This window comes from Paenibacillus sp. W2I17 (assembly GCF_030815985.1).
In the GTDB taxonomy this organism is placed as follows: domain Bacteria; phylum Bacillota; class Bacilli; order Paenibacillales; family Paenibacillaceae; genus Paenibacillus.
In genome coordinates, this window is record NZ_JAUSXM010000001.1 from 1,779,683 (window position 1) to 1,805,637 (window position 25,955).

The 25,955-nt window shown below is 46.3% G+C and carries 18 protein-coding genes; 6 read left to right on the forward strand and 12 right to left on the reverse strand.

Annotated features, from left to right (window positions below):
• Positions 1 to 9: 9 nt before the first annotated feature.
• From QF041_RS07605 to QF041_RS07615, 3 genes are all read right to left on the reverse strand, one after another.
• Positions 10 to 1,062 (reverse strand): ROK family protein, encoded by a 1,053-nt coding sequence (locus QF041_RS07605; RefSeq protein ID WP_307413292.1) that lies wholly within the window; start codon positions 1,060 to 1,062, stop codon positions 10 to 12.
• 36 nt (positions 1,063 to 1,098) lie between these two features.
• A complete protein-coding gene (locus QF041_RS07610) occupies positions 1,099 to 2,301 on the reverse strand; it encodes an ROK family transcriptional regulator (RefSeq protein WP_307413293.1) in 1,203 nt (400 codons plus the stop codon).
• Positions 2,302 to 2,837: 536 nt separating this feature from the next.
• On the reverse strand, positions 2,838 to 3,677 hold the full coding sequence (locus QF041_RS07615) for a YitT family protein (protein ID WP_307413295.1): 840 nt from the start codon (positions 3,675 to 3,677) through the stop codon (positions 2,838 to 2,840).
• 372 nt (positions 3,678 to 4,049) lie between these two features.
• Here QF041_RS07615 and desA point away from each other — a divergent pair, with 372 nt between their 5' ends.
• The 3 genes from desA (at position 4,050) to QF041_RS07630 (ending at position 6,945) form a co-directional block, all read left to right on the forward strand.
• Positions 4,050 to 5,108, forward strand: a complete 1,059-nt coding sequence (gene desA, locus QF041_RS07620) for a Delta(5) desaturase DesA (protein ID WP_036608678.1) — start codon at positions 4,050 to 4,052, stop codon at positions 5,106 to 5,108.
• Positions 5,109 to 5,212: 104 nt separating this feature from the next.
• Positions 5,213 to 6,349, forward strand: coding sequence for a histidine kinase (locus QF041_RS07625; protein WP_373461299.1), 1,137 nt, complete (start codon positions 5,213 to 5,215; stop codon positions 6,347 to 6,349).
• Positions 6,346 to 6,945 carry a response regulator transcription factor gene (locus QF041_RS07630; protein ID WP_307413297.1) on the forward strand — a complete coding sequence of 200 codons (600 nt, stop codon included), beginning with the start codon at positions 6,346 to 6,348 and terminating at the stop codon, positions 6,943 to 6,945. Before QF041_RS07625 ends, QF041_RS07630 begins: the two co-directional genes overlap by 4 nt.
• A gap of 185 nt (positions 6,946 to 7,130) precedes the next feature.
• Here QF041_RS07630 and QF041_RS07635 read toward each other — a convergent pair whose 3' ends face one another.
• From QF041_RS07635 to QF041_RS07665, 7 genes are all read right to left on the reverse strand, one after another.
• Positions 7,131 to 8,039: a hypothetical protein gene (locus tag QF041_RS07635; protein WP_307413299.1), complete on the reverse strand. Its 909-nt coding sequence runs from the start codon at positions 8,037 to 8,039 to the stop codon at positions 7,131 to 7,133.
• Between the two features lie 44 nt (positions 8,040 to 8,083).
• Entirely contained in the window at positions 8,084 to 8,824 is a 741-nt protein-coding gene (locus tag QF041_RS07640; RefSeq protein WP_307413301.1) for a polysaccharide deacetylase family protein, read from the reverse strand.
• A 472-nt stretch (positions 8,825 to 9,296) separates the two neighbouring features.
• The gene (locus tag QF041_RS07645) at positions 9,297 to 9,800 is read right to left on the reverse strand and encodes a ferritin (RefSeq protein WP_076217026.1); all 504 of its coding nucleotides are present in this window, start codon (positions 9,798 to 9,800) and stop codon (positions 9,297 to 9,299) included.
• A gap of 156 nt (positions 9,801 to 9,956) precedes the next feature.
• Positions 9,957 to 10,076 carry a hypothetical protein gene (locus QF041_RS07650; protein ID WP_017688846.1) on the reverse strand — a complete coding sequence of 40 codons (120 nt, stop codon included), beginning with the start codon at positions 10,074 to 10,076 and terminating at the stop codon, positions 9,957 to 9,959.
• 101 nt (positions 10,077 to 10,177) lie between these two features.
• Positions 10,178 to 10,435, reverse strand: a complete 258-nt coding sequence (locus tag QF041_RS07655; protein ID WP_036608707.1) for a YolD-like family protein — start codon at positions 10,433 to 10,435, stop codon at positions 10,178 to 10,180.
• A gap of 153 nt (positions 10,436 to 10,588) precedes the next feature.
• Positions 10,589 to 12,280 carry a DUF11 domain-containing protein gene (locus QF041_RS07660; protein ID WP_307413304.1) on the reverse strand — a complete coding sequence of 564 codons (1,692 nt, stop codon included), beginning with the start codon at positions 12,278 to 12,280 and terminating at the stop codon, positions 10,589 to 10,591.
• Positions 12,277 to 18,987 carry a DUF7507 domain-containing protein gene (locus QF041_RS07665; protein WP_307413306.1) on the reverse strand — a complete coding sequence of 2,237 codons (6,711 nt, stop codon included), beginning with the start codon at positions 18,985 to 18,987 and terminating at the stop codon, positions 12,277 to 12,279. Before QF041_RS07665 ends, QF041_RS07660 begins: the two co-directional genes overlap by 4 nt.
• 232 nt (positions 18,988 to 19,219) lie before the next feature.
• On the opposite strand from QF041_RS07665, the gene QF041_RS07670 reads away from it, so the two are divergent.
• Together QF041_RS07670 and QF041_RS07675 are read left to right on the forward strand one after the other, a co-directional pair.
• A complete protein-coding gene (locus QF041_RS07670) occupies positions 19,220 to 19,879 on the forward strand; it encodes a hypothetical protein (protein WP_307413307.1) in 660 nt (219 codons plus the stop codon).
• A complete protein-coding gene (locus QF041_RS07675) occupies positions 19,821 to 20,360 on the forward strand; it encodes a GGDEF domain-containing protein (protein ID WP_307413309.1) in 540 nt (179 codons plus the stop codon). Before QF041_RS07670 ends, QF041_RS07675 begins: the two co-directional genes overlap by 59 nt.
• Before the next feature lie 103 nt (positions 20,361 to 20,463).
• Here QF041_RS07675 and QF041_RS07680 read toward each other — a convergent pair whose 3' ends face one another.
• Both QF041_RS07680 and QF041_RS07685 read right to left on the reverse strand, forming a co-directional pair.
• A complete protein-coding gene (locus QF041_RS07680; RefSeq protein WP_307413311.1) occupies positions 20,464 to 20,985 on the reverse strand; it encodes a hypothetical protein in 522 nt (173 codons plus the stop codon).
• Positions 20,986 to 21,057: 72 nt separating this feature from the next.
• The gene (locus QF041_RS07685; protein WP_307413313.1) at positions 21,058 to 22,698 is read right to left on the reverse strand and encodes a sensor domain-containing diguanylate cyclase; all 1,641 of its coding nucleotides are present in this window, start codon (positions 22,696 to 22,698) and stop codon (positions 21,058 to 21,060) included.
• 301 nt (positions 22,699 to 22,999) lie between these two features.
• Here QF041_RS07685 and QF041_RS07690 point away from each other — a divergent pair, with 301 nt between their 5' ends.
• Positions 23,000 to 25,954, forward strand: coding sequence for a Na+/H+ antiporter subunit A (locus QF041_RS07690; RefSeq protein ID WP_307416922.1), 2,955 nt, complete (start codon positions 23,000 to 23,002; stop codon positions 25,952 to 25,954).
• The last annotated feature ends 1 nt before the right edge of the window (position 25,955 follow it).

Genomic DNA, 25,955 nt, shown 5'->3' on the forward strand with positions numbered 1-25,955 from the left:
TCTCTATTTTTAAGTGCGTGTCAGACTCGACTTGATTGCAGCCAACGCCCCGATTGCTCCTGCTTTGTTCCCCAGTTCAGCTACAGCTAAAAGTGTAGGCAGAACAGTGTAACGTTGGAGGCGTGTGCGCACTTCATTTAGATAATAGGATGGGTTGGATGCAGCCACGCCACCACCGATCACTATAATGGAAGGATTGAGTAAAGCCGTAATATTCGCCAGACCTCTCGCCATATAACGCATGGGTAGTTCCAGAATCTCCAGGGCAGCAAGATCACCCGACTCCGCTGCTTTGAATACATGCCTGGCTTCAATCTGTTCCGCTCCCCCTCCTGCCAGACTCATGATCAGGGATAAGGAACTTCCCTTTCCAGCAGCAAAATAACGCCTCGCCTGTTCGGTAATTCCCGTACCTGAAGTCACTTGCTCAAATACGCCAAAGGAATCCGCATCAGCAACATAACCGGTATGAAGCCCTTCGTCCCCTGCAATGAAATGCCCAATCTCACCTGCTGCTCCATTCTGGCCGCTATAGAGCTGTCCATTCAGGATAAGAGCAGATCCAATGCCTGTTCCAACCGTGACCATTACACAGTGTTGATGTCCCTGTGCTGCCCCTTGATCATATTCTCCCATTGCGGCCATATTCACATCATTATCCAACATGATATTCCCGCTGTAATACTTCGCAATAACAGGGCGAATATCTAGCTCAGGCCACTGAAAAGCCGGAGCATTTCGCAGTATCCCCTCCTCCTGTAGAACCACACCAGGGAATCCCAAGCCTACACCGTTAAGTTGATCCAGACTGCATCCAACTTCGCGGCAGAATATTTCCAATTCAGTGAATAACCATCGGAAGAACTCATCCGGCTGATCACTGGCAAGCGTAGGCAAGATACGTTCATGAACTTCATTTCCAGCCTGTTGTGATGACAAGAGCATTAATGTTTTGGTGCCTCCAATGTCAATACCTGCAATCCAGCCGGATGGATCACTTTTAACCGTACCATCCTGATTGGGCTGATAATTATTACTTACGTTTTTCACGGATTCTGTCATGCCTTTTCCCTCCTCACATGTTGTATATCCAATCTCTTATTCCATGGCCTGCTGAAGGTTCAGCATCGTTTGTTGTACGGCTACCTGAACCGCGCCAGTGACAACAGCTTGCTCACCAAGCTTGGAACAGATTAACTGTGGTTGCACAGGGAATTGCTCAGATATAATCTGCCTCAGTAAAGGCAATAACACATCACCGTTCCCTCCTACACCTCCGCCAAGCACAATGAGATCCGGTGCAAGCACAACGCTAATCTGACGCAGAGCGGAAGCAATCTTCTTGCTGTATTGTTGTAGAATGTCTAACGCCTCTACTTCTCCACTGCGCGCAGCTTCAAATAACCTCTCGGGAGTCAGGTGTCTGTGAAGATCATCTGCACCCGAATCAGCAGCCTCCAATAATAGTTCATCATGCTGATCTAGATAATCTTTCGCCAGTTGCATCAGACCATCAGCGGACAGCACTTCCTCCAGACGTCGGCCATCGTCCACCAGCATCTCCGCGATCTCTCCAGTTAAGCCACCTAAACCTCGAAGCAGTTGGCCATGCACCATGATGCCAGCGCCCGTCCCTGTACCGATGGAGAAAAAAACAAACAAGGGATATTCTGCTGCTGCACCACTCCTATACTCCCCAAGCGCTGCAAGATTCACATCATTTTCCAGAATTACTTCACAGGGAAAAGCTCCTGACAACGATTCTAGAGAGAAAGCTTCTTCCAGACCCGCTAAAGGGTCCACAATACGATTGATACGCCCTGATTCAGGCAGCACTACGCCTGGTATACCGAACCCGATGCACTGAATCTGATCCCAGTTCAGATGATTCTCATCAAGCAGTTCGTTCATATGGCTTCGAAGGAGCTCGAGCATCGTCGCTTCTGCTCGCTCATAAGCTCCTTGAACAACCATGGGATATGTTCGATAGGCAATGATCTCTCCATTCAGATTGGATAATGCAATCCGAATACGTGATGCGCCGATATCTATACCACAGACATAATAAGCCGTTTCATTGAAACGAATGAGGGTTGCTTTTCGACCCTGAGCGTTGTCAGCTGGCCCCATTTCCCTCACCAGATTACGGTCAATCAGATGTTCGACCGCCAAAGACACCGTTGGTTTACTAAGTCCGGTCTGGCGGCTGATATCCGCTCTCGACATGGTTCCCTGAGTTATGAGGGCATCCATAATGAGATTTTCATTCAGATTGCGGATAAATTGCGGTGTACCAGCCATGTTATCGCATCCTCTTATAGTTAGTTAGGTTTATTAACAAATTAATTAAATTCAATATATCATCGTGCTTGGTAGGTGTACAGCTTTTTGTCATTGCACTCTTTTACTAGAGAGAACCAACCTTCAGCTGTAACACAAAAGCCTAATAAAGGAATTATTATACAATAATAGACGTTTATACATTTCCGAAACAGTGCCACGCTCATAGAATACCTTATCACGATCAGGGAGGTTTTAATATGTATAGAAAGCATCATAAATGTCATCATCCAAGACCAAAGTGTTTTTACAAAAAAATCACGAAAACTTGTGTTACCAAAGTTAAATATGTCCCTACAAAGTGTAAAAAACACTGTCATGTCACGGTTGAATATTGTGGAATCAAAAAAAGAAGACATTATTAATACTCTTTTGCCCTTCTCTATGGAGAAGGGTTCTTTCTTATTGAACTAGATTAATACCGGGTACCATTAACCTATCAAAAAAGTTGCGGTGATATTTCACCGCAACTCCTTTCTTCATTACATACATATTCATCAAGTTTTGGAGAGTTCAATAAATCCTTCACCGAAAACATCACGCACGTCATGAATGGTGATAAAAGCAATCTCATCTTCTGCTCGTACAATCTTCTTCAGCATAGAAACTTCCTGCTTGCTAATCACAATGTATAGAATTTCTTTCTTATTTTTCGTGTAATAGCCATGACCAGACAGGACGGTTACTCCTCGATCCATCTTCTCAATGACTTGCTTCGCGATTTCATCCTGTTTGGAAGAGATAATCATAACTGCTTTTTTCGGATTGAGCCCTTCAATAATGAACTCCATTGTTTTGGTTCCAACAAACAGCAAGACAATTGTACACATTAATCCTTGTGGTCCAATGATGAAGTATGAGGAGAAAGCCACAATCAGATCGAAGAACAGAAGTCCGTAACTGATATTCCAATCCAGATATTTGTTGGCAAGTCGGGCCAGGATCACTGTTCCCGCCGTTGTGCCTCCCACTCTAACAATTAAGCCAATACCAAGACCGGCAAATACTCCGGCAAAAATGGTATTGATCCAGAGTTCATCCGATGCAATCGTCCAACTCTCCGTCAGATGCAGGAAAAACGAGTTGAATACCACCGCAATAATCGTATATACCGTAGTCGTTTTATCAAGAAACCGATATCCCACAATTAACAAAATACCGTTCAGGATCAAGTTCATCAGTCCAGGGGACCATTCAAACAGGTAATACAAAATAATCGTGATACCCGTGACGCCGCCTTCACCCAAATCGTTCGGGATGACAAACAGGTTCACCGCGAGTGCAAACAGAAATGCACCTGCCATAATAAATAGGATATCCGTAATTCGTTTCTTCATTATGCATTCCATCCAATCCATCAGAAATCAACCTAATCGACCTGTCTCATAAGTTGTCATAACCACTCAAAGATAGATTTTACCATGCTCTCAACAAAATTTGTATACATAATACAAATTGTTGCGTAATTTGTGCAAAGGAATTAGTAAAACCTGCTTTTCTGTCTTCGCAGAGCTATTGAGTCATACACCCATGACAAATGTCATGGTCGATCATTGATATTCATCATTACAGAAGGCTGACGTTTATGACTTACTGTCATGTTCGGATTGTTTTACAATGATAAAAACGCTTCCTAACAGGAAAGTCTAGCGGGAAACGCCAAGTTGTAGCTGATTACAGTTATAACGATTGAAGGAGGACACAATTTTATGAACAGATCAAAAGAAATGGCCTTAAAAAAAGAAGTTACCCCTTACGAAAAAAATGATCTCAGATTAAGTATCCGTCAGTTAATCAATACATTGCTCCCGCTCTTCTTGTTATGGGCTGCTGCTTACTTTAGCTTATCGGTTTCCTACTGGCTGACCTTCCCGATTGCCTTGGTGGCATCCGGATTTGTACTACGGACCTTTATTATTTTCCATGACTGCTGTCATGGTTCATTCTTCAAGAGCAAACGCGCCAATGATATTCTCGGTACCATTACTGGTGTATTGACAGTTACACCCTATCAGCAGTGGAAAAACGAGCATTCTATCCATCACGCAACAAGCAGTAATCTTGACAAACGTGGTGTAGGTGATATCTGGGTTATGACGGTTGACGAATACAAAGAAGCTTCTCCTTGGGGTCGTCTCTTCTATCGGATTTATCGTAACCCGTTTGTATTGTTTTGTATCGGACCCATTTACGTGTTTCTGTTGGCTTACCGTTTTAACCGCAAAGGTGCTAGACGTAAAGAACGTATCAATACACACCTGACTACCGTATTGATCGTAGTGCTCTATGCATTCATGTCCTGGTTAGTCGGATGGCAGGCTTTTGTAATGGTTCAGGCACCTATCTTCTTCTTCTCCGGTTTCTTTGGTATCTGGCTGTTCTACGTTCAACATCAGTTCGAAGAGACGTATTTTGAACATGAAGATGAGTGGAGTTATGTAAAAGCAGCTGTTGAAGGCAGTTCTTATTACAAATTGCCAAAATTATTGCAATGGATCAGTGGTAATATTGGGTTTCACCATGTGCATCACTTGAGCCCACGTGTACCTAACTATTTCTTGGAAGAAGCACATAACGCAACACCACCCTTGCAAAAAGCAACGACTATTACACTACGTTCCAGTCTGGTTGCCCTGCGCTTCCGTCTGTGGGATGAAGATTCTAAACAGTTTATTAGCTTCAGACAGCTCAAAAAGCTATCCCGCAAGCCGTATGTTCAACCGCCTATCCGAGTAACCAATCCAGCGGGTCTGACAGAGAAGCCTTAACTCTGTCGGATTCGTTTTCTTGTGTTCAAGCCATAGTCATGCTACAGTCATGCTAAGTTTGAGTACATTGCAAGTTTGAGGAGGAGAATTCCATTCAAAAGTGGATGCAAAATTTTTATAAAAAGACAGGATTGAATCTTTATGTATGGCTCGCCTTTTTCATCCTGCCCTTCTATTTCATTTCACAATATTCCAAATTATGGACGTTGGTAACTGGCATTATCATCATCCTCGTTTTCTTCGTCTGTTATCTGCTCGCCTTCATCACCAAGGGCTGGCAGGTATACATGTGGATTGGATTGCTCATTGCCATATCCATTACGATGACTATCGCTTATGATTATGCCTATTTCTCATTGTTTCTTGCTTTTTTTATTGGGAATATTAAAAATAAAGCCGGTTTCTTCACCCTCTATTCGGTGAATTTGGGAGCCAGTTTCCTAACCATTAATTATGGTTTCATTAATCAGAGTTCTCTGTTGGTGAGCCAACTCCCGTTTGTATTCATCAGCTTGATGGCCTCCATTCTGCTTCCCATCAGTACGTATAACAAAAACAAGACTGAACAATTGGAAGGCCAATTGGAGAATGCCAACAAACGACTGGATGATCTCGTAAAAATGGAAGAACGACAGCGTATCGCTCGTGACCTGCACGATACCCTCGGGCAGAAGCTCTCACTGATTGGTCTGAAAACCGATCTGGCGAAGCGTTTGCTCCGCAATAATCCCGATCAGGCCGAGATCGAATTGAACGACCTCAGACAAACGGCAAGCACAGCTCTGAAGGAAGTTCGGGAAATGGTCACCACCATGCGTGGTACACAATTAGTTGATGAACTGTTCCGGGCGGAGCAGATTCTGAAGGCCGCTTCGATTGAATTTATGCTGGAAGGCAATCCAAAGCTGCAAGATACATCGCAATTGAATGAAAATGTAATCGGCATGTGCTTGAAAGAAGCCGTCACCAATGTAGTCAAGCACAGTCAGGCCACGGTATGCACCATCACCATTAAAGAAACACAGTCTGATAACATTTTAACGGTTCGAGATAACGGTGTAGGCATAGAACGCACGCGCAACAAGGATCGACGCGGTACCGGCATTTTGGGTATGAAGGAACGACTTGAATTTGTGAACGGTTGTCTGGATCTTCGCTCTGGAGCAGATAAAACAGGCACACAACTCGTTATTCAAGTGCCTAAGCTGACACGCAAACCAATGAAGGAGGATACAACATGATCAGCATTGTAATCGCCGAGGACCAACGCATGATGCTGGGCGCCTTGTCTTCCCTGCTCAATCTGGAAAAAGACATGCAGGTGGTAGGACAGGCAAGCAATGGACAGGAAGCTTTGGCACTTGTCAAAGAACTGACCCCGGATATCTGTCTGATGGATATCGAAATGCCCGTCAAAAGTGGGCTGGAAGCGGCAGAAGAGATGAAAGGTTTGAACTGTAAAGTCATTATTCTGACCACTTTTGCCCGAACCGGCTATTTCGAACGTGCGCTCAAAGGCGGTGTTCGTGGATACCTGCTCAAGGATAGTCCGATTGAAGAACTGGCTGAAACCATCCGCCAAGTTATGAATGGAAGACGCATATTTGCTCCCGACCTGGTCGATGAGGCTTATGTAGAAGAGAATCCCCTGACGGAACGGGAGAATGCTGTTCTCGGCCTCATGGCAGATGGGAAGAACACCAAGGAAATCGCCGGGCATTTGTTCATCACAACGGGAACGGTGCGTAACTACATCTCCATTATTCTCAACAAGTTAAATGCCAGTAACCGAATTGAGGCCATCACTCGCTCCAAGGAAAAAGGGTGGTTCAAATGAAAGTACCGCTTTAACCCATTGAAACAAAAATAAGCATGTACCCCCGCTGCATAAGCTGCGATAACATGCTCACAATAAAAAGCTTGGCCCAGCAATTTCTTCCTGGGCCAAGCTTTTTTAGGTCTATCGTAACAATCCCACACTCATCTCTTCTACATTGCAGAATATCCGTAAACACTCAAGATTTATTTCACAGATACAACCATGCCAAGAGCTTCTAATGGCACTTGATCGGTCTTAAACTGATGAATTTTGTTACCGTCCTGCCATGAGATCGTTACATGAACAGACTTTCCACCACTTGGATATTCAACCTTGATATACCCTTTATCTTTGGGTACAGGCAAGGTATGTGACTCCAGGTACTCCACCATTTTCTTCGCTATGCCCGGATTATTCATTTCATCTTCGGATACCGAACGAATTTCCAGCGTCCATCTACCTTCTTGCCAAGTCAGATATTGACTGCCTGCGGCACCTTCACTCATGCCTTTGATGCCATATCCCAGATCCACAGCCATATCTGCTGGAATATCTTTCAGGTCCGTCTCAGGGAAAATTTCTGTCTGATTCGGGTCCTTGTAGGTCTTCACTTCATAGGAGGCCAGTACAGGTATCTTACTATCGGATGCAGTTAAAGATGGATCGTTAATGGCAACAGACTGAGTGGTAGCGTAGAACTTTACCTTAAATTCATCAGCAGTATTGGACAGTATTGCCACACCCAAAAATGTACCCTTGTCCAATGTGAATGAAGTGGGTAACGCTACATCCTTCCTCTTCAACTGGTTGCGAACTTGCTTGATCACATCATTCACAACTGATTGACCAGTGGCAACTTGGTTGTCATTTGCCTTCGATCCTGATGTGTCTTCATGATCTGTTGTACCCGCATTTTCTTTGGTTCCTGTTTCATTTTCATTAGAGAAATCAGCACCACCGCTGCCGGTCTCGGTCTGCTCTCCCACTGTTGTCGTTGGTGAAGAACTATTCTCTGATAATGCTGTATTTGAATCCGGTTCGCCACATCCTGCCAGAGCAAGTAAAACCGCTGTCGTTACTGGAATCGTGATCCACAATGGTTGTTTCTTCATGATGTGTACCTCCTTCGTTGTAGCCAATCTAAAAATTCAAAAGATTAACGCTTGTCGTTCCAGAAGTTAACTGGCTGCATTTTTTGGCTTAATACTTCAAAACGATACCCTTCTGCCTTCAATGTTTTCAATACTTGCGGTAATACTTTCAGCGTTGCTTCCTGGTCGTGCATTAGCACAACAGGCGTTGTTCCGCTCTTTTGCACATTGTGGATCTGTTTCATTACACTGTTATAGACTTTCTGGTGATCTTTCTGGTATTTCCAGTCTTCCGAATCCACATTCCAATCCCATAGATGGAATCCACCCTGGCCCAGCAGTACATTACGGAATGCCGGTTTGAGATAGGGTTTACTACCATATGGCGTCCGCACGAGACTTGTTTTAACTCCGGCAACCTTGTTCAGACTTGCATTGGCCTGTTGCATCTCTTTTAATCCGCTATATGCAGATTTATAGAATTTGCTTGGAACGTGAGTCACACCATGCAGACCCAATCCATGCCCGTCAGCTACGATTCGTTTGGTAGCCTTCTGAAATTTCTCCATTTGAGGACCCAGCATGAAAAACGTTGCCTTCGCATGATGCTGATCCAGAATATCCAGTAACTGACCCGTATGAGCGGTTGGCCCATCATCAAACGTCAGGTATATGATTTTGGAATTTGCTTTGCTTGCACCATCCTTGGATGCAGCTGATTTGGCAGATACCGACTGCGGCAATAATAGTGGAATGATTAGTAAAATAGCAAGTGTGACCATGATAGATTTACGAATATGTAGCATAATTAAAAGTCTCCCTTATGTGTTATATTTCCCCGGGTGTCCATGTTTTTCTACCTTCATCCCTTGGCGATTAATCCTAATACTATCAAAGATAGTGGCTCCTGTTCTCGCTCCAAAGGCTACGGTAGAGTTACACTTTTGTCAGATAAACCTAAAATTTAATACGAATTTGATAGATTTGCGCAAAATAAGATCCCGTCAGGATAGATCAATTGTGACATATCCTCTATTACCCAGATTCAGAATTTTGATAGACCTTTACTCCGATTCAAGCAAATCAATACAATCATTAAATATCGTTGCATGCAAAAAAAACCTGCACAAGTGCAGGCTTCTTTGTCTTCAATCAGCATATGGCATCAAAACATTATCCCTTGCAAGGAGATTGCCCCCATTGCTTTCAGGATCATTACCTCATGCTGTATGTAAATGGTGTTTTGACGCTGGAATCTTATCGAGTTCCTACGTGCATTTATTCAGCAGGAGCAGTGAACGAACGTTTGCCAAACTCGGCATCCAGCATGTAGAAGGCATTGCTGTCTTTTTCAATGCGGCGCAGCTTCTGAATAATGTTGTCAAACAATGCTTCCTCTTCAACCTGCTCATCAATGAACCACTTCAGGAAATACATCGTTGCATGTTCACGTTCATTCAGAGCGATGTCAGCCAGATTGTAGAATTTTTTCGTGTTTTGCTGTTCATGAGCATAACCATGCTCAAATACATCCAGCATCGAAGCATATTCATTCTTCGGTTCTGGCAAAGCCGCAAGTGTGGCGCGTTGTCCACGATCATTCAAGAATTTGTATATTTTCATGCCATGGAATCGCTCTTCTTCCGCTTGCACGATGAAGAAGTTCGCAAATCCATCCAGACTTTTGCTGGAACAATAGGCTGCCATAGCCAGATATACATGAGCGGAATAAAACTCAAAATTCATCTGTTCATTTAAAGATTCTGTTAACGTTTGGCTCATAATCTAAACACCTCTTTCTTTCTCTAGGGATGGTTATATTCTAACATAACGTAAGCAGGACTTACACCGATTTTCTACAAAATTCGCCAAGGACTGAACGAACAAAAAAAGCTCTGCCGCGATGGCAGAGCTTCTTTCATTCTTTAGAGATATGCATTATACCAAGAACGCTTTGGAGATGATAACCAACAGGATGAACAGAACCAGAATGGCACCTACAGAAGTGAAACCTCCGTATCCGTAGCCTCTTGTTTCTCCACCTAATACTTCGCTCATTGACCGTACCTCCTCTGCAACAGGTATGGGATATCTTATGCAGGAAGAACGACTTTGACAGGGCGGATGCCCTAATTATTCAGATTGCTGTTTTTTTTCGTTCAGTACCGTGGAGATTGCACACGCATGATATCTAGAAAAGGCACCTTCGCCGTGAACTCTTCTTCGGTATACTCTACGTGCACAAGTCGTGTACGGGAGTCCATTTTGACGATGACTCCTTGCACCTGATCTTCTTTGCCCCATACCGTCAACAGTACTTCCGAACGTTCCCGAAAGGCTTCAACCAGCTGGTTTCCCAACTCTTCAAGTTCAAACTCATCCCGTGTAGGTCTTTTTGCTACTTTTGCTTTTGCCAATGTGGCTGCCTCCTCTACTCCGACGTCCCGATTCCACGGGTTGATTGCCGAGTTCATATTCAATTAGTATACCATTCATTTACGTTCGTGTAATCTCATGGCAACCAGAATGACCAAATTCCTCAGGCAAGTGACCGTTAACCGTGATACCTCCTATTCTTCTCCATACTCCACAATGATGCTGTACTCATTCGATCGGGTTTCGCCAGCCCGTTTTTGTCCATTCCATTCATACGTGTACCGAGCAATCAAGGCTCCTTGCAGCGTCCCCGTCTTCTCAGAAGCTAACTTCGCTACATAGGAGATGTTCTTTTCCGTTCCAGGCTCAATCACGCCCACATGCAGAACCCGTGGTGTGGAATACTCTGGTAAGCTCAATTGGATCTCACCCGTAGCTTGCCCAAGCCATCTGGCACCCTCAGGTAAAATGCTACCAAGTTGAACACGTGCCGGCAAATTACCCGTATTCCCCACACGTACCTGAAAAGTGACGGTACCTCCCTGCTCGACCAATGTGGGTGTCACTTGAACGTAAGCCTGAATTATCGGCGCTTTCAATTCGACCACAGCTTCATTGGATGTAATCATCCGCTGCACTGACCGTGAATCCGGCAATCGAAATGTATACATCAGGCTAGCATGATTCACATACCTGTAGTCATCAGGCATCGATTCATCTCGATCTGGAAGTTTCGCTTCGAACTGAATATTCAGAACCGACCGGGCTGTCAACGTCCCCAGATTAAGCCCTTTAGCCAGATTGGTTCCGGGACGTTTAACCCCATTCCAGCCCAGACTGCCTTCGACAAATGTCACACCTGTTGGCAGTACATCCAGGAGAGTTCCATCCACTGCATAACTGCTTCCATTGGAGACAGTAATATTATATTGGACAGCATCACCCAATGTGGCCGTTACCGGGAGCACACTTTTCAACACAGAGACCTGGGGCTGTATCACTTCCAAGGTAACCTGATTGGAGTAGACCGTCTCCTGCTGTCCTGCCGAGATATACGCCAGTACAGCTACACTTGATATTCCGTTTGCATCGCTTCCCCCCGTAACCTGAACCCGATATTGTATCCTAATTGAGCTTCCGGGCAAAATCTCTCCAAGTTGTATGCCCGTATCAGGCGTTACTTGTGGTGCAAACATTTCATCTACGATGACACTCGCAGGTATAAAAACAATACCTTGTGGCAAAGAAATCGTTACTTGGGCATTCGTGGCTGTAATAAAACCCGGATTGCTCACGATGACGGTGTACATGACAATATCCCCTGAGAAGGTATAGATGTGATCCGCCTGCAAGGAGATCTCCAGCCGGGATGAGACCAGATTGACCTCCACGATATTGGATTGTTCCATACCCGTAACCGTTCTGCCTTCCGGTGTCAAAAACTCATAGTTAACCTGTGCCTGATTCAGCAGCTTCAGTGCCTCAGGTAAACGCAAGATTACAACTTGAAAGTGGTATCGCAACGTGGCTCCGGGCGCGATTTCAGCTGGAGGCAATCCTCTCTCCGGTGATGCTCCCGGTAACGGAATACCATCACGCAATACACTGTTGGGAAGCAGTGCCGTCTCTGCAGATAGCTGATCCAATAGGTGCACTAGGGCCGTAAGATTTCCGGTGTTAACAATTTCAACACGGTAGATAAGAGACTGCCCCAAGGCAGCCTCTGTGACATTGCAGACTTTTCTGACTTCAAGCCTGGGGCCGATCCACGGTGTTACAACCGTATTCGAATAGGATACCTGTTCCAGTTCAGTCGCACCCGAGCTGAATCGAACCAGGGACTGATTCTTTAGCCAATGGGACAACGGACCGGAAGATTGGCTCATATCACCACAACCTCTACTCTGAATGTAACCGTAACGGAAGCACCCGCAGCAATCGAACCAAGCGTGATGCCTGTATTCGGATTCCCCGTTGGTCTTGGCACACCATCCACCGTAACACTTCCTGGCACAAATACTGTACCTACAGGTACCGGGTCAACCATGACCACATTATTCACCACTTCAATACCGCTATTGGTTACTACAACCGTATAGGTGATTACATCACCAACAACTGCATCAATGGCACTTGTGCTTTTGGCAACAACAACATTTGGTGCAGATACCGGGATAACCAGAACATTCGAAGATACGGTCCCCGTCAACAGACGGCCATCGGGTGGACTAAATGTATAGTTGGCCACGGCCTGGTTAACCAGTTGCTGATCCTGCGGCAACGAATCTACAGTCACTTCGAGGGTAACCGTTACAGTAACCGTACCTCCGGACGGTATGGTACCCACAACGATACCCGTCTCCGGATTCGCACCTGGCTGTGGAACACCATCAATCAGAACACTGTTGGGAAGCAGTACCGCTCCGTTCGGTATACTGTCGATTAATGTCAAATTAGCAGCAAGATTCCCACTATTGATAATTGCAAAAGAATACGTGATGGTGTCACCAATCGTTGCATTGGAAGTGCTACCTGTTTTGGTTAAGGCAATAATCGGCTGATAGATTGGTGTTACAACCGTATTGGAATACGCTGCTCCCGAGAAAACACCCGATGTGAAACTTACGGAAGACTGACTGCTTACTTCCGGTGGTGTTGGCAGTGTATTGACCCGCACTGCATACGATACCGCGATCGATGCTCCAGGGGCTAAACTACCAAGGGCTATGCCCAGCGCAGGGTTGGCCAAGGCACGTGGGACGCCGTCCACCAAAACACTGCCTGTAACAAATGTGGTGGCTGGGTTAATCGGATCGGTGATCACAATGTTGTTTACCGGGTCAATTCCTTCATTGGTCACAACCATTTCATACACAATCGTATCCCCTACCACGGCATCAACTACCGAAGCCGTCTTGACTACACTCACGTTCGGAGCAGATACCTGAATGTTAAGTGCGTTGGATGTAATCGTGCCTCCAAGTGTTCTTCCATCAGGTAATGTATACGAAAATGTCGCAGAAGCCTGATTGATTATGGACTGGCTCAATGGTAACGTCACAATCACAACGGAGAAGGTAACTAGAGTTGTTGTGGAAACGACACCAAGCGGAATACCCGAAGCAGGATCTGCACCTGGTGCAGAGGCCCCGTTAATAATAACGCTATTTGGAACAAGCTCTGTTCCTGCCGGAATAGTATCCGTTAACGTGACCGATGCCCCATAGTTCCCGGTATTGGAAATGGCGATGCTGTACACAACGGTGTCCCCTACTGTGGCTACCGTCTGATCTCCCGTTTTCACTGCAGCCAGAATAGGTTGATAGACCGGAGTTGTAACCGTATTGGAGAATGTGGTCGCTGAGAAAACACCTGATGTAAAGCTGACCGTGGACTGATTATTTAACACTGCACTTGCCGGAAGCGCCGTAACCTGCACACTAAATACAACGGTTACCGTAACGCCAGGTGCGATGGAACCAAGTGTTATTCCCGTAGAAGGATTGGCTCCAGGGCGCAGAACACCATCGACAAACACGCCGGTTGGCGCAAGAACGGTACTTGTCGGCACTGCATCCGTGAAAACCACATTGTTGACCGTTGCAATTCCGTTATTGGTTACAGCGATGCTATACGTTACGACATCACCAACAGATACCGCCGTTGAAGTTGTGGATTTGACGACATCGACATCCGGTGCCGATACGGTAATGGTCAGCACATTGGATAGAACAGACTCCGTGATGTTCCGCCCATCCGGCAATGTATATGATAGAGCTACCGTAGCCTGATTCACCAGTTGTTGCGGACTTGGCAGCGTATCAACAACTACTGAAAAGGTAATGGTGGTCGTAGCTCCGGGAGCCACATTGCCTGCGGGGATGCCGGTTGCCGGATTTCCTGCTGGCAGCGGTTGACCGTTCACAATAACGCTATTTGGAACAAGGATGGTTCCGGCTGGAAGGTTATCTGTCAGATTAATCTGGGCTCCATAGTTTCCCTGATTGCTCACGGTTATCGTGTAGCTGACCGTATCCCCAACGGTAGCATTTTGTGTACTGGCTGTTTTTTGTGCTGAAAGAATAGGCTGGTACACCGGAGTGACCACGGTATTAGAGAAGGTTGTGCTTGAGAATGTACCTGAGGTAAAACTGACCGTAGAGCGATTGCTCAACTGATTGCTTGGCGGGATCACGTCGACACGGATACTGAATGTGACCGTTGCGGACGTTCCGGGACCCAATGTCCCAAGAGATACTCCACCTGCCGGATTGGCTCCGGGTTGCGCAACCCCATTCACTGTGACACTCCCTGTAACAAAGGAGGCTCCAGCTGGAATCGGGTCCGAGAACTGAATATTGTTCACCGGTGCAATACCGCTGTTAGTCACCAGAATGGAATAGGTCACCGTATCGCCTACCGTAGCCGCAGTGGAAGCTGTGCTTTTGACAACAGAGACGTTTGGTGAAGAGACTGGAAACGTGAGCGTATTCGAAGTGGCTGAGCCAGTCAACGTCCGCCCATCTGGAGGTGTAAATGTAAAGGACGATGTAGCAAAATTGCTAAGCTGCTGCGGAGATGGAAGTGAATCCACAACAACGGCAAACGTGACAACAGCCGTCGCCCCCGCTGCTACAATGCCTACCGGAATGCCTGCTGCTGGCGTCGCTCCAGGCTGTGGCACACCGGATACCACAACACTGTTAGCTACTAAAGTAGTCGCAGCAGGAATGGTATCTGTCACGGTAACATTTGCCTCCAGATTGCCTGTGTTGCTGACCGTTACCGTGTATACAACCGTATCACCTACGGTCGCATTTACGGTATTTGCCGTTTTGACAAGTGAAATCTGCGGTTGTATGACCGGAGTCTGAGTGGTATTGGACGATGATGACCCTGAAAATGAACCGGATGTGAAGCTGACCGTCGACTGATTGTTAATCTGCGAAGGAATCGGCATGGTAATCGTCACCTCAAAAGTTACGGTAACCTCGGCTCCTGGAGCCAACGTACCGATTGGAATGCCGGCGGTCGGATTGGAGAGCGGGAACGAAGTCCCGTTCACAATGACACTTCCGGGTACAAATGGGGTATTCGAAGGAAGAGGATTGACATATACCACATTATTAACGGCTACTGTGCCGTTATTACGAATAACAGATGTGTATCGAATGACATCCCCGACTACGCCGTACTCTACATTGTCACTGTTGACAATCGTAACATTGGGCAGAGACACGGGAATAGTGATGGTGTTGGATGACGAGAGACCGGCAACGGTTCTCCCACTTGGAAGCGTGTAGGCAAATGAAGCAACCGCCTGATTAATTAACTGCCTTGCATCTGGCAAACTGGTAACCGTCGCAACAAAGGTGACCGTTGCACCTGAGCCCGCAGCAATCTCTCCTAGACTGATCCCCGACTCCGGGCTGACCCCAGGTGTAGGTACGCCATTAATAATGACACTATTTGTGCTGAATACTGCTCCTGCTGGAATGGGATCTGTCAAGGTAACCGTTGCAGCTATATTACCTGTATTGTTAATTTGGATGGTGTAATTAAACGTATCGCCTACCGTCAAACTTGTTGTACTTGCTGACTTCACCACTTGAATCACTGGTAGAAATATGGGGGTATTTACCGATATGGAAGAAGAAACACCGTTAAAACTGCCTGATGTAAATGCTGCATTGGCCCGGTTACTAACCAAACCCGTGGATGGAACAGAATTCACTCTGGTCTGATAGGTCACAGTTACACTGCTTGAGCTATTTAATGTACCCACTGCGATTCCCGCAACGGGACTTGCGCTGGTAACAGCAGATCCATTAATCGTGACACTACCCGGGACAAATTCAGAGCCGGACGGTGCATCCGAAATCACCAGATTTTGTACTGCACTAATTCCTGCGTTTGTTGCAACAACGGTATACGTAAGCACATCTCCTACTGTCGCATCTGGTGTGTTTACTGTTTTACTGATAGAAACATTGGGAGCCGATGCAGATATACGAACGATATTGGATAAGCTGCTGCCGGAGAGATTCCGTCCACTTGGAAGCTGGTACGTATAACTTGCAGTCCCTTGATTCTCCAGTGTCGGGGGAGTCGGAAGTGTGGTGAGTGTAGCGCGAAACACCACCGTAGCCGTAACTCCCGGCAGGAGGCTGCCCAGTATTATTCCGGTTAACGGGCTGGTTCCAGGACGTGCAGTACCATTCACGGTTACCGAATCCGGGACAAACGTCAGTCCCGCTGGAATCGTATCGGTCACATTCACTTGAGTCGCTATGTTTCCACTGTTCGTGACCGCAAGTGTGTATGCAATCTGATCCCCCAGTGTCGCATTGGTTTGGCTTGCCGACTTGTTGATACCGACAACAGCTTGGTATACAGGGGTTGGAATGGAATTAGAGTTGGAAATACCCGTGAACGAACCAGAGCTATAGGACACTACCGCTCGATTGGATAACGAACCTGAAGCAGGCAAAGACTGCACATTCACCTGAAACGTCACCGTTGCAGAACTTCCGGCCGCCAATGTCCCAATAGAGATACCACTGCTCGGATTCGCAGACGGTACGACAGTTCCCCTTACGGTTGCACTGCCGGGAACAAAAGTTGTTCCAGCAGGGAGCGCATCTGTAAGTACCACATTGTTAATCACCTGAATACCGCTGTTGGTAGTAACTACGGTGTACGTGAAGGTCTCCCCGACAGCAACATCGGTAACTGATGCTGATTTTACCGTGGTCACATTGGGCAATGTAACCGGGATTGTTAAGGTATTCGAGGCGATGTTTCCCGTGATCGTCCGACCATCAGGTGAATTGAAGGAATAAGAAGCCGTAGCCTGATCCACAAGAGTCGGCGGTGTCGGCAAGCTTGTTACAAGTACCTGAAAGGTCACGGTATTGGCACTTCCTGCCGCGAGGCTCCCCAGATTAACGCCGGTAACCGGATTGGCGCCAGCAATCACATTTCCATTTAGACGAAAGCTGCCTGCTACATATGAGCTACCACTTGGAATGTTATCTCTCAATGTAACGTTGGCAGCAACATTCCCTCCGTTGTTCACTTGGAGTGTATAGGTTACCAGGTCACCCACCGTGGCATTGGTGGTACTCGCCGATTTCACAATGGACAGGTTTGGCGAATAAACAGTAAGGGTGGAGTTATTGGACGGAATAACTCCGGTAATGACTGGCCCCCCTGCTACACTTTGAAATGTAAAGGCTGCATTAGCCGAATTCACCAGTTGCAGGATGCTTGCATCCTGACCGATGAGTGCTCGATAGGTTACAACAACACTGCTGGATAAAGTTAACGAACCCAGCGGAATGCCTACCGTCACATCAAGTGTTGGACGGGGTATACCTGCAACCGTGACACTGCCTGGAATAAAGGTAAGACCTGCAGGAAGTGAATCGGATAAAACAACACTGGCCGCACTTGCAGTGCCTGCATTGGTAACGGTAACCGAATATAGAATACTATCCCCGGCAACTGCACCGGCGGCGACCGTTGCCTTAGCCAATGTGATCTTGGGAGCATTAATATCAACTTGTATTGCATTGGCGTTGACAATGTAGGCATCCCCCGAGGTCGTTAATGTCAACACCGCAGATGACTGGTTATTGATCAGTCTTGCCGAAACATCCACATTGGTAATATCCCAGCCTTGACGTCCACCGATAATATTGGTGCCTGGAGCCCCGTTGATCTGATTTCGTGTCCCAAACGTTCCGGTTGTATTAAGCGCTCCGGTATCTCCGTTAATCTGAGAAGCAAAAAAGTTCGCAGCTAGATTATTGGGCCCGGACAAAGCAACCGATGTAGCTGAGGTTGGCCCGAATAATGCCTGGTCACCGGTCCGGTTCGCGTCACCCTCCTGCGCACTGAATAGTATTCTTCCTCCCAATACACCGGAAAGGGGCGTTGCAAATCCAGTCAGTGTGGTAACGACAGGTGGAGAAGTGGATTGAACGAGTACGCCCCCTGCACGCAAAGACATGTTGCGAAAAGGCAGATTGGGATTCTGATAAATGACTCCAAGTGTCCATCCCGCATGATTGGCCGTGGAATCATTTGTAATAACGATAGTCCCTACCACTGCTCCGGTGATATATGTACCTGCTCCCCCATTTTGTACAAGTGTCGTCACATTAGCAGAACGTACATAGCCAGCAGCACCGCCCCCAAGATCGAATTGATTGTAGGTAAGTGGATCCGGGGTGACACTGGAAGTCCCTGCGGGTGTAATAAACGTAACCGGATTGTTGATGGCAGCACTCAGATTGACTGTACCATTGATGTAACTGCCGCCCCAGATCAATTCTGCATACAGAACGGTACTTCCAGCAGGCAGTGTAAGAATGGCTGCTGAACTGTTGCTCTGATACAGGCTTGTAGTTCCCAGGGGATAGGTGCCGTACTGGAGGCTGGTGTTGGTTGTGATAAAACCTCCAATACTGTCCTGTGTTCCAGGTACCCCCGCTGTTTCCGAACGACTCAGTCCAAGCGTATTTCCTGTAAATGTAATTGCTCCCGTAGCATTAACGGTTGAACGAACGACAAGAGGAATGAAGATCACCTCCCCTTCATCAATGATTTCCTACATATGGAACGGAGCCATGTATATAGTCTATGAGTGTATTGTTGAGTTTTGTTTGTCCTCCATAAAAAGTTTGTGACAACTCGAAACTTATGTGAGTCTTGTTCTCACATAACAGTTAAATACATTTGCGTTTTGTTCATTGTGATTTATAATTATCATATACGAGAGTAATTCTGTCGTACCATTATGATGCAGTCAGCGGTGATATATGAAAGGTTTCCATACGTACAATAGACACATTCCAACAGAGTACGAGTTCAAACATTCCAAATGGATTCAAAAAATGCTCCATGCCTACTGGATAGTCATCATTGCACATTTCGCCATTCAGATTGGCTGTTTCCTGTTTCTGGAGTATGATCGCACACCAATAGATTTCTTGATGAATGTGCTTTTCTGGCCTACGGCCGTCAGCAGTTCATGCATTTTGTTCGCAAGTTGGGTTGATCGGCGCTTCAGTTCATATTCCTTTTACACCATGTCTATAGCCAGCACGGTTATCGCCTGGACGATTATTCATGTCAATTATGACATTCGGATTATATTAGCAATCTGTCTGTTGCCCATCTTTGCTTCGGTGCTGTTCTTCAGTAAAAAGAGAGTCTGGATTGTCTTCCTAATGCAGATGATCGGTTACCTTCTCGTTCTGTTCGACCCAGCCTACCGATTGTACCTGTCTTCATTTGACATGGTATCCATTCCTGCTTTTCTAATCCTAGGTACATATGTAGCACAAGTTATCGTAACTAGCGGCGTTGAGGTGCTCGATGATCTTCAGGCCAGTATGCTTGCCAAGCAGGGACCTTATTGTGCGAAATGCCATTATGACCAAACAATCCAAAACAGACGGTTTAACCAACCTTTATAATCAAAGCTCATTCAAGGATTATTATGAAAAAGCATTTGAGTATGCCAACAGTGGCATGAGTCTGCATCTGGCCCTGATCGATATTGATGACTTCAAATCCATTAATGATACGTATGGTCATCGGGTTGGAGACATCATTCTGGAGAAAGTGTCCCTGATCATTCAGGAAACCATTACCTCAAGTGATATTGCAGCACGGTACGGGGGCGAAGAGTTCGCCTTATTGATGTTTGAGCAATCTTTCAAGCAGGCCTATGCCTTGGTGGAACAGATTCGTCAGAAGATTGCCCTGATGGGCCATCTGGAACTTGAAGGAGCTTCCATCACGGTGAGTATCGGTCTCAAAAGCTACAGTCCCAATCTAACCAAAGACAAATTGTTCGAGGAAGTGGATGCCTGTCTGTATGCCGCCAAACGAACAGGTAAAAATAAAACCGTAACATCACTTGATCTGACTCCGTCCTTGGCAGAGAAAATATAAATAAAAAAGTTGTGCTGTACACCGGAATTCCGGTTTGTACAACACAACTTTTTTTGGGTTTGAATACGATCAGCAGGCTGATCTTCTTCATACGTCTATGTTTTCATTCCGCCCATTCCCAGCGATGACGATTTTGCTCCAACCTAGGATGCAGATCTCCGGACGATCCGTCAATGATGAGACGCAGCTCTTTGATCCAATCCTTGAAGGAATCAAATGAAGCAAACATATTCGCCATCTCAATCGTCAAATAAAGAAAGTGAGGGGCTGGATATTCCGCAGTGATATGGCGCAGCGCGCTATCCACAGGTGTATATTTCTTTCTCTTGCCCTCAAGTCCCTCCACACGTATACGTGAAGTTGGATGTTCCCGCCGCCAATCATGCAGGCGGTCTTCTCTTTTGTAATATGCCTGTATCGTATCCTTGCTCATTCGTTTAAACGTGCTCTCGTGTAAAGGATACAGCACAAGCTGTATGAATGAACGGGTATCTACCGTTGCAGCGGCTCGCTCGAGTTGCTCATCAGTCACATGTTCAAACGAGTCATAAAAAGTCAGTGTACCTTTGCGGCTGGCCGCAGGTGGCTCATAACCATAAGGTACAGTTGTATATTTTCCAGACAATTTCACCCCTCCTTGTCTATACGCTTATTCGCACAAAGGTAATTGGGATAACCCAGCTATTGTTATTATACGCTAACGATCCTGCTTCAACTCGGAATAAAATGTCATTCTGTTCTTGCCTGCACGTTTGGACTCATACAAAGCTTCGTCCGCCATCCGGATAATCTCACTTGGATTGGCGCTGTTGATTGGATATTCCGCACCTCCAATGCTACATCCAATTCGAATTCGCTCATATTCAATAATAAACGGCTTGTTCAGACTTTGAATGATGGCTTCTGCATAAGCCATGGCTTCTTCCCTCGGATGACTCCCAACAGACTGAAGTACAATCAGGAATTCATCTCCGCCCAATCGGACTGTTATCCCCTTCACCTGACCAAGAGCAGACAGTCGCTGGGCCACTTTCTGTAGTAACACATCTCCAGTCTGATGTCCAAGTGTATCGTTGACCCGTTTGAATCCATCGAGATCCAGATAGAGAAAAGTCAGCGTGTGATTTTCACTTTCGGTCTCCAGAGACTCCTCCAGATACACTTCAAGGGCAGTGCGATTCGGCAGTCTAGTCAACTGATCAAAATGCGCCAGATTCTGCATCACGACCAGCTCTGAGTTTTTATTCATAAGAGAGGTCAGCATATCCCGAAGTGAACGGGACAACACTTCAATCTCCTTAATCCCTTTAATCGCAGGAATCTCAAGCTCTTCCCCTGCACGCAGTCGATTGGCTACTCTGGTAAGACGCACAAGTGGGGAAGAGATCAGACGTGAGACAAACCAGCCAATCAGTGCAAACAGCACGGTAACGGCGAGTCCAGACCACACATTAAACCACATCAGGTCAAACACAGAAGCAAAAGCAGATGACTTGACTTGACGAATGACTACGGTCCAGCCTAATCCGGGATAATCCAGATGACCCTGGCTGTAGGCAAACCCTGTCACATATTCATTACCGTCAGGCCACTTTTCAATGGACCAACTGCTTTTGTTTAGCTGAGCCTCTTCAATGCCGGGCAATACCAATGGTTTACCAATCCATTCCTTCGGCCCGAGCAGCACTGTATGTTCCTTTTTGCTCACGATAAAGAACTCAATGTCCTTTTCTTCCCTTTTCAATGGGGCGAGCACGGACTCCTCGACTTCCTTCGCCCATTCCCAGCTTAAATGTGCAGCGAGCACACCTTGAATCATTCCTTTGCTATCCTTCAGCGGAAAACTGATATCGACAAATTGCAACGGCTCTCCCGTTGGATTCGGAAGCAGCTTGGCAAGAAGTACTGCATTATGCACATCTCCAATGAATTTACCCTTGATTCCCTCCTGATACACAGGTCGCTCTGATAAATTTTCCCCAAGCAAGATACCATCCGTGGCAGCTAACACTTTTCCTTTCGGGTCCATGAATCCAACCCATGAGAATGAGGGAAAGCTATCTTGTAACTGATCCAGCAGCATCTGAATCTCATCAGGTTGGAATTCATCTTCCAACGAAGCCATTTGGCCCAGCAGGTCCAGTTCACCCGCGCGAGCGGACATGAATCGATCCAGCTTGTCCGAAGCCTGTGAGGCCGTGCCTGTAAGCGAGTGACCAATCTCAGTCTCTACAGCAACAAATGACTTTTGGCTAAAAATAGACCCAATCGTCAGGGTAACCAGCAAGGATAACACAGCAAAGATGACTGTAAGCACAGTTCTAATTTTGAATGACATTACTTCCTCCATTACACGGTGAAACCATCTTGCTTTTCAACATAACTATGCTGCAAAGAGTACACGGAATGTCACCTAATCGTTTTCATATTTATCGGAACTTGTGTGTTTTTTTATTATACATGCCCATACAATATTATACTGAAATCTTCACCGTGTTTCTTCCATTCAAAGAATAGACACGATTCTGTATATACATACTTGGGTTATGAATATAGAGAGCAAGCATATCCTTCAAAGGATCATGCGCCTGTATGTCACAGAGAGAGTAATCGAAATACTAAACATTGGGGGTGTAATGTTGAGCCTGCTTCATGTTGCTGTTATTCTGCCTTTTGCCGCTGGCATTTTTCTTGCCATGCTGCATCGTTTCTTCCGTAAAAAACATTTGGGATGGCCGGTTCTCCTTGTCCCGGCACTATTATTTGTATACTTTGCGAGTCTCATACCCGCTGTGTCACAGCACAATACCGTATCCGGAAATATCCCGTGGATTCCTTCACTGGACATTGGATTTAATCTGTATCTGGACGGTCTGAGCCTCATGTTGACACTGCTAATCACCGGAATCGGTGTCCTCGTTGTTCTCTACTCCATCTTCTATATGGATATGAAAGAAGCGCTGAACCGTTTCTACCTGTATCTGTTGATGTTCATGGGAGCCATGCTGGGCGTGGTGCTGTCTGATAATATGATCGTGCTCTACGGATTCTGGGAATTGACCAGTATTACGTCATTCCTGTTGATTGCATTCCATTACAAACGTAAAGCCTCGACTTCAGGAGCACAAAAATCATTCCTGATTACGGTATTTGGCGGTTTCGCCATGCTTACCGGATTCATGATGATGTATCTCATTACCGGAACATTCAGTATTCGTGCAACCATTACAGGATTGGGTCAGTTTCAGGAGAGCGCATTATTTCTACCCGCACTTGTCTTGATCCTGATTGGAGCTTTCACCAAGTCAGCTCAGTTCCCATTTCATATCTGGCTGCCGGATGCCATGGAAGCTCCGACACCTGTTAGTGCCTATCTTCACTCAGCCACCATGGTTAAGGCCGGACTGTACGTTGTAGCACGGTTTACACCAATCTTCGGTGGACAGGGACTCTGGTTCTGGCTCGTTACCGGCGTTGGTCTTCTGACTTTGTGTTATGGATCATTCCTGGCGGTGAAAAAAAACGATCTCAAAGCGATTCTTGCCTATTCGACCATCTCTCAACTTGGTCTGATCATGTCCCTCTTAGGGGTTGGATCTGCTGCTCTCTACTTCGGATATGGCGAATCCTCTGCGATGTATACCGTGGCAATAACTGCTGCGCTGCTTCACCTGTTTAATCATGCGACCTTCAAGGCCGCTCTGTTTATGGTTGTAGGCATTGTCGATCATGAAACGGGTACACGTGACATTCGAAAGCTCGGTGGACTTGCTTCATTCATGCCAATTACATTCACCGTGGCTTTGATCGGTTCACTTGCCATGGCGGGTATTCCGCCGTTCAACGGATTCCTGAGCAAGGAGTTATTCTTTCAGGCGATGGTAGAAGTCACGCATCTGCGAATCTTTGGACTTGGGTCCTGGAGTGTTCTATTGCCTGTATTCGCTTGGCTTGCAAGTGTGTTTACCCTGATCTATGCGCTTATTATCGTGTTCAAAACATTCCTCGGTCGTAGCCAAAGCGAGATCCCTGCCGAGAAGCTGCACGAAGCGCCCGCTGGCATGCTCATTCCGCCTGTTGTTCTAGGTGTTCTTGTCGTTGTATTCGGACTCTTCCCGAATCTGCTGGCCGGATCACTGATTGAACCGGCAATGGCCGCTGTGCTTCCATCCCTCTTGAATGGGAATGAGCGCTTCGATGTACATTTCTCCCTATGGCACGGATGGACTCCGGAACTGATTATGACGATCGGAGTTGTGATTCTCGGAATCACTCTCTACAAGCTGTTGCCACGATGGAGGAATATTTATGAGCATTATCCACAAGGATTAACAATTAACAATATGTACCACGTCGTGCTGGATAATCTTCAGCATTATGCACGCAAATGGACGGAAGCCTATATGAATGGCTCGGTTCGTAATTATCTCGTTTACATTTTCTCATTCACGGTCGCGTTGCTGGTCTATGCCTTCTTCCGTTCAGGAGAAAATATTACCTGGAATCTGCAGGGCAATGCACCTTACTCATTCTATGAGGTGGTACTGCTAGTCACGCTCATCGGTGCTGCAGTTTCGATTCCTTTTGCCAAGAACAGACTGTCGGCAGTCATTATGACCGGAGCGGTTGGTTACCTCGTAACCCTGCTGTTTGTACTCTTCCGTGCGCCGGATCTGGCGTTGACACAGATGATTGTTGAGACCGTGTCCGTTGCGTTGTTCCTGCTCTGCTTCTACCATCTGCCTGAGCTTCAACGTGGCAAATCAAGCCGCAGTTATCTCACAGTAAATATGATCGTAGCGATTGCAGTCGGGATCGTGATGACTTTTGTTGCATTGGCAGCAAGCGGAACAGCCTCACTGGACAGCATTTCTACCTTTTTCCTTCAGGAAGCGTATGACTCGGCTGGTGGTAAAAATGTCGTGAATGTGTTGCTGGTAGATTTCCGTGGCTTCGATACGTTATTGGAGATTATGGTGCTTGGCGTTGCTTCGTTATCCATCTACTCCATGATTAATCTGAACCTTGAAGCGAAAGATCTCGGAGCCCGCTTGAAGTTTCGTAAAAAGGACGAGAGTCAGGATTCCGAACCTGCTCTGGATGATGAAGCGGACAATACGAAAAAGTATGGTAACCGGGAACGCAGCTCATCCTCGTGGGATACCGTCCCCTTGCAGAGTAATGATGTATTGCTGCAAACAACTACCAAGGTCGTTGTGTTCATCATACTGACGTTTGCCATGCACCTCTTCTTTGCAGGTCACCACAATCCGGGCGGAGGTTTCATCGGCGGCTTGGTAACAGCTGCAGCGCTCGTATTGATTGCCCTGGCATTCAGTACAGATACAATACGCAAAGCGTTACCGGTTGACTTCCGTATTCTAACAGGAATCGGATTGGGTATAGCCTTACTTACGGGTGCGGGTTCATTTATATTCGGAGTCCCGTTCCTAAGTCAAACCTTCGGCTATTTCGAACTTCCTTTGCTGGGAGAGACAGAACTCGCCACGGCCATGCTATTTGATCTTGGCGTGTATCTCGCTGTCCTGGGTGTCACCATGACCATCATTCTACAGATCGGGGAGGATCGCTGAT

Bases quoted from the DNA above. Each gene is read 5' to 3' on its own strand.
- QF041_RS07605 (WP_307413292.1), bottom strand. From the start codon at position 1,062: ATGACAGAATCCGTGAAAAACGTAAGTAATAATTATCAGCCCAATCAG.
- QF041_RS07610 (WP_307413293.1), bottom strand. From the start codon at position 2,301: ATGGCTGGTACACCGCAATTTATCCGCAATCTGAATGAAAATCTCATT.
- QF041_RS07615 (WP_307413295.1), bottom strand. From the start codon at position 3,677: ATGAAGAAACGAATTACGGATATCCTATTTATTATGGCAGGTGCATTT.
- desA (WP_036608678.1), top strand. From the start codon at position 4,050: ATGAACAGATCAAAAGAAATGGCCTTAAAAAAAGAAGTTACCCCTTAC.
- QF041_RS07625 (WP_373461299.1), top strand. From the start codon at position 5,213: ATGCAAAATTTTTATAAAAAGACAGGATTGAATCTTTATGTATGGCTC.
- QF041_RS07630 (WP_307413297.1), top strand. From the start codon at position 6,346: ATGATCAGCATTGTAATCGCCGAGGACCAACGCATGATGCTGGGCGCC.
- QF041_RS07635 (WP_307413299.1), bottom strand. From the start codon at position 8,039: ATGAAGAAACAACCATTGTGGATCACGATTCCAGTAACGACAGCGGTT.
- QF041_RS07640 (WP_307413301.1), bottom strand. From the start codon at position 8,824: ATGCTACATATTCGTAAATCTATCATGGTCACACTTGCTATTTTACTA.
- QF041_RS07645 (WP_076217026.1), bottom strand. From the start codon at position 9,800: ATGAGCCAAACGTTAACAGAATCTTTAAATGAACAGATGAATTTTGAG.
- QF041_RS07650 (WP_017688846.1), bottom strand. From the start codon at position 10,076: ATGAGCGAAGTATTAGGTGGAGAAACAAGAGGCTACGGATACGGAGGT.
- QF041_RS07660 (WP_307413304.1), bottom strand. From the start codon at position 12,280: ATGAGCCAATCTTCCGGTCCGTTGTCCCATTGGCTAAAGAATCAGTCC.
- QF041_RS07670 (WP_307413307.1), top strand. From the start codon at position 19,220: ATGAAAGGTTTCCATACGTACAATAGACACATTCCAACAGAGTACGAG.
- QF041_RS07685 (WP_307413313.1), bottom strand. From the start codon at position 22,698: ATGTCATTCAAAATTAGAACTGTGCTTACAGTCATCTTTGCTGTGTTA.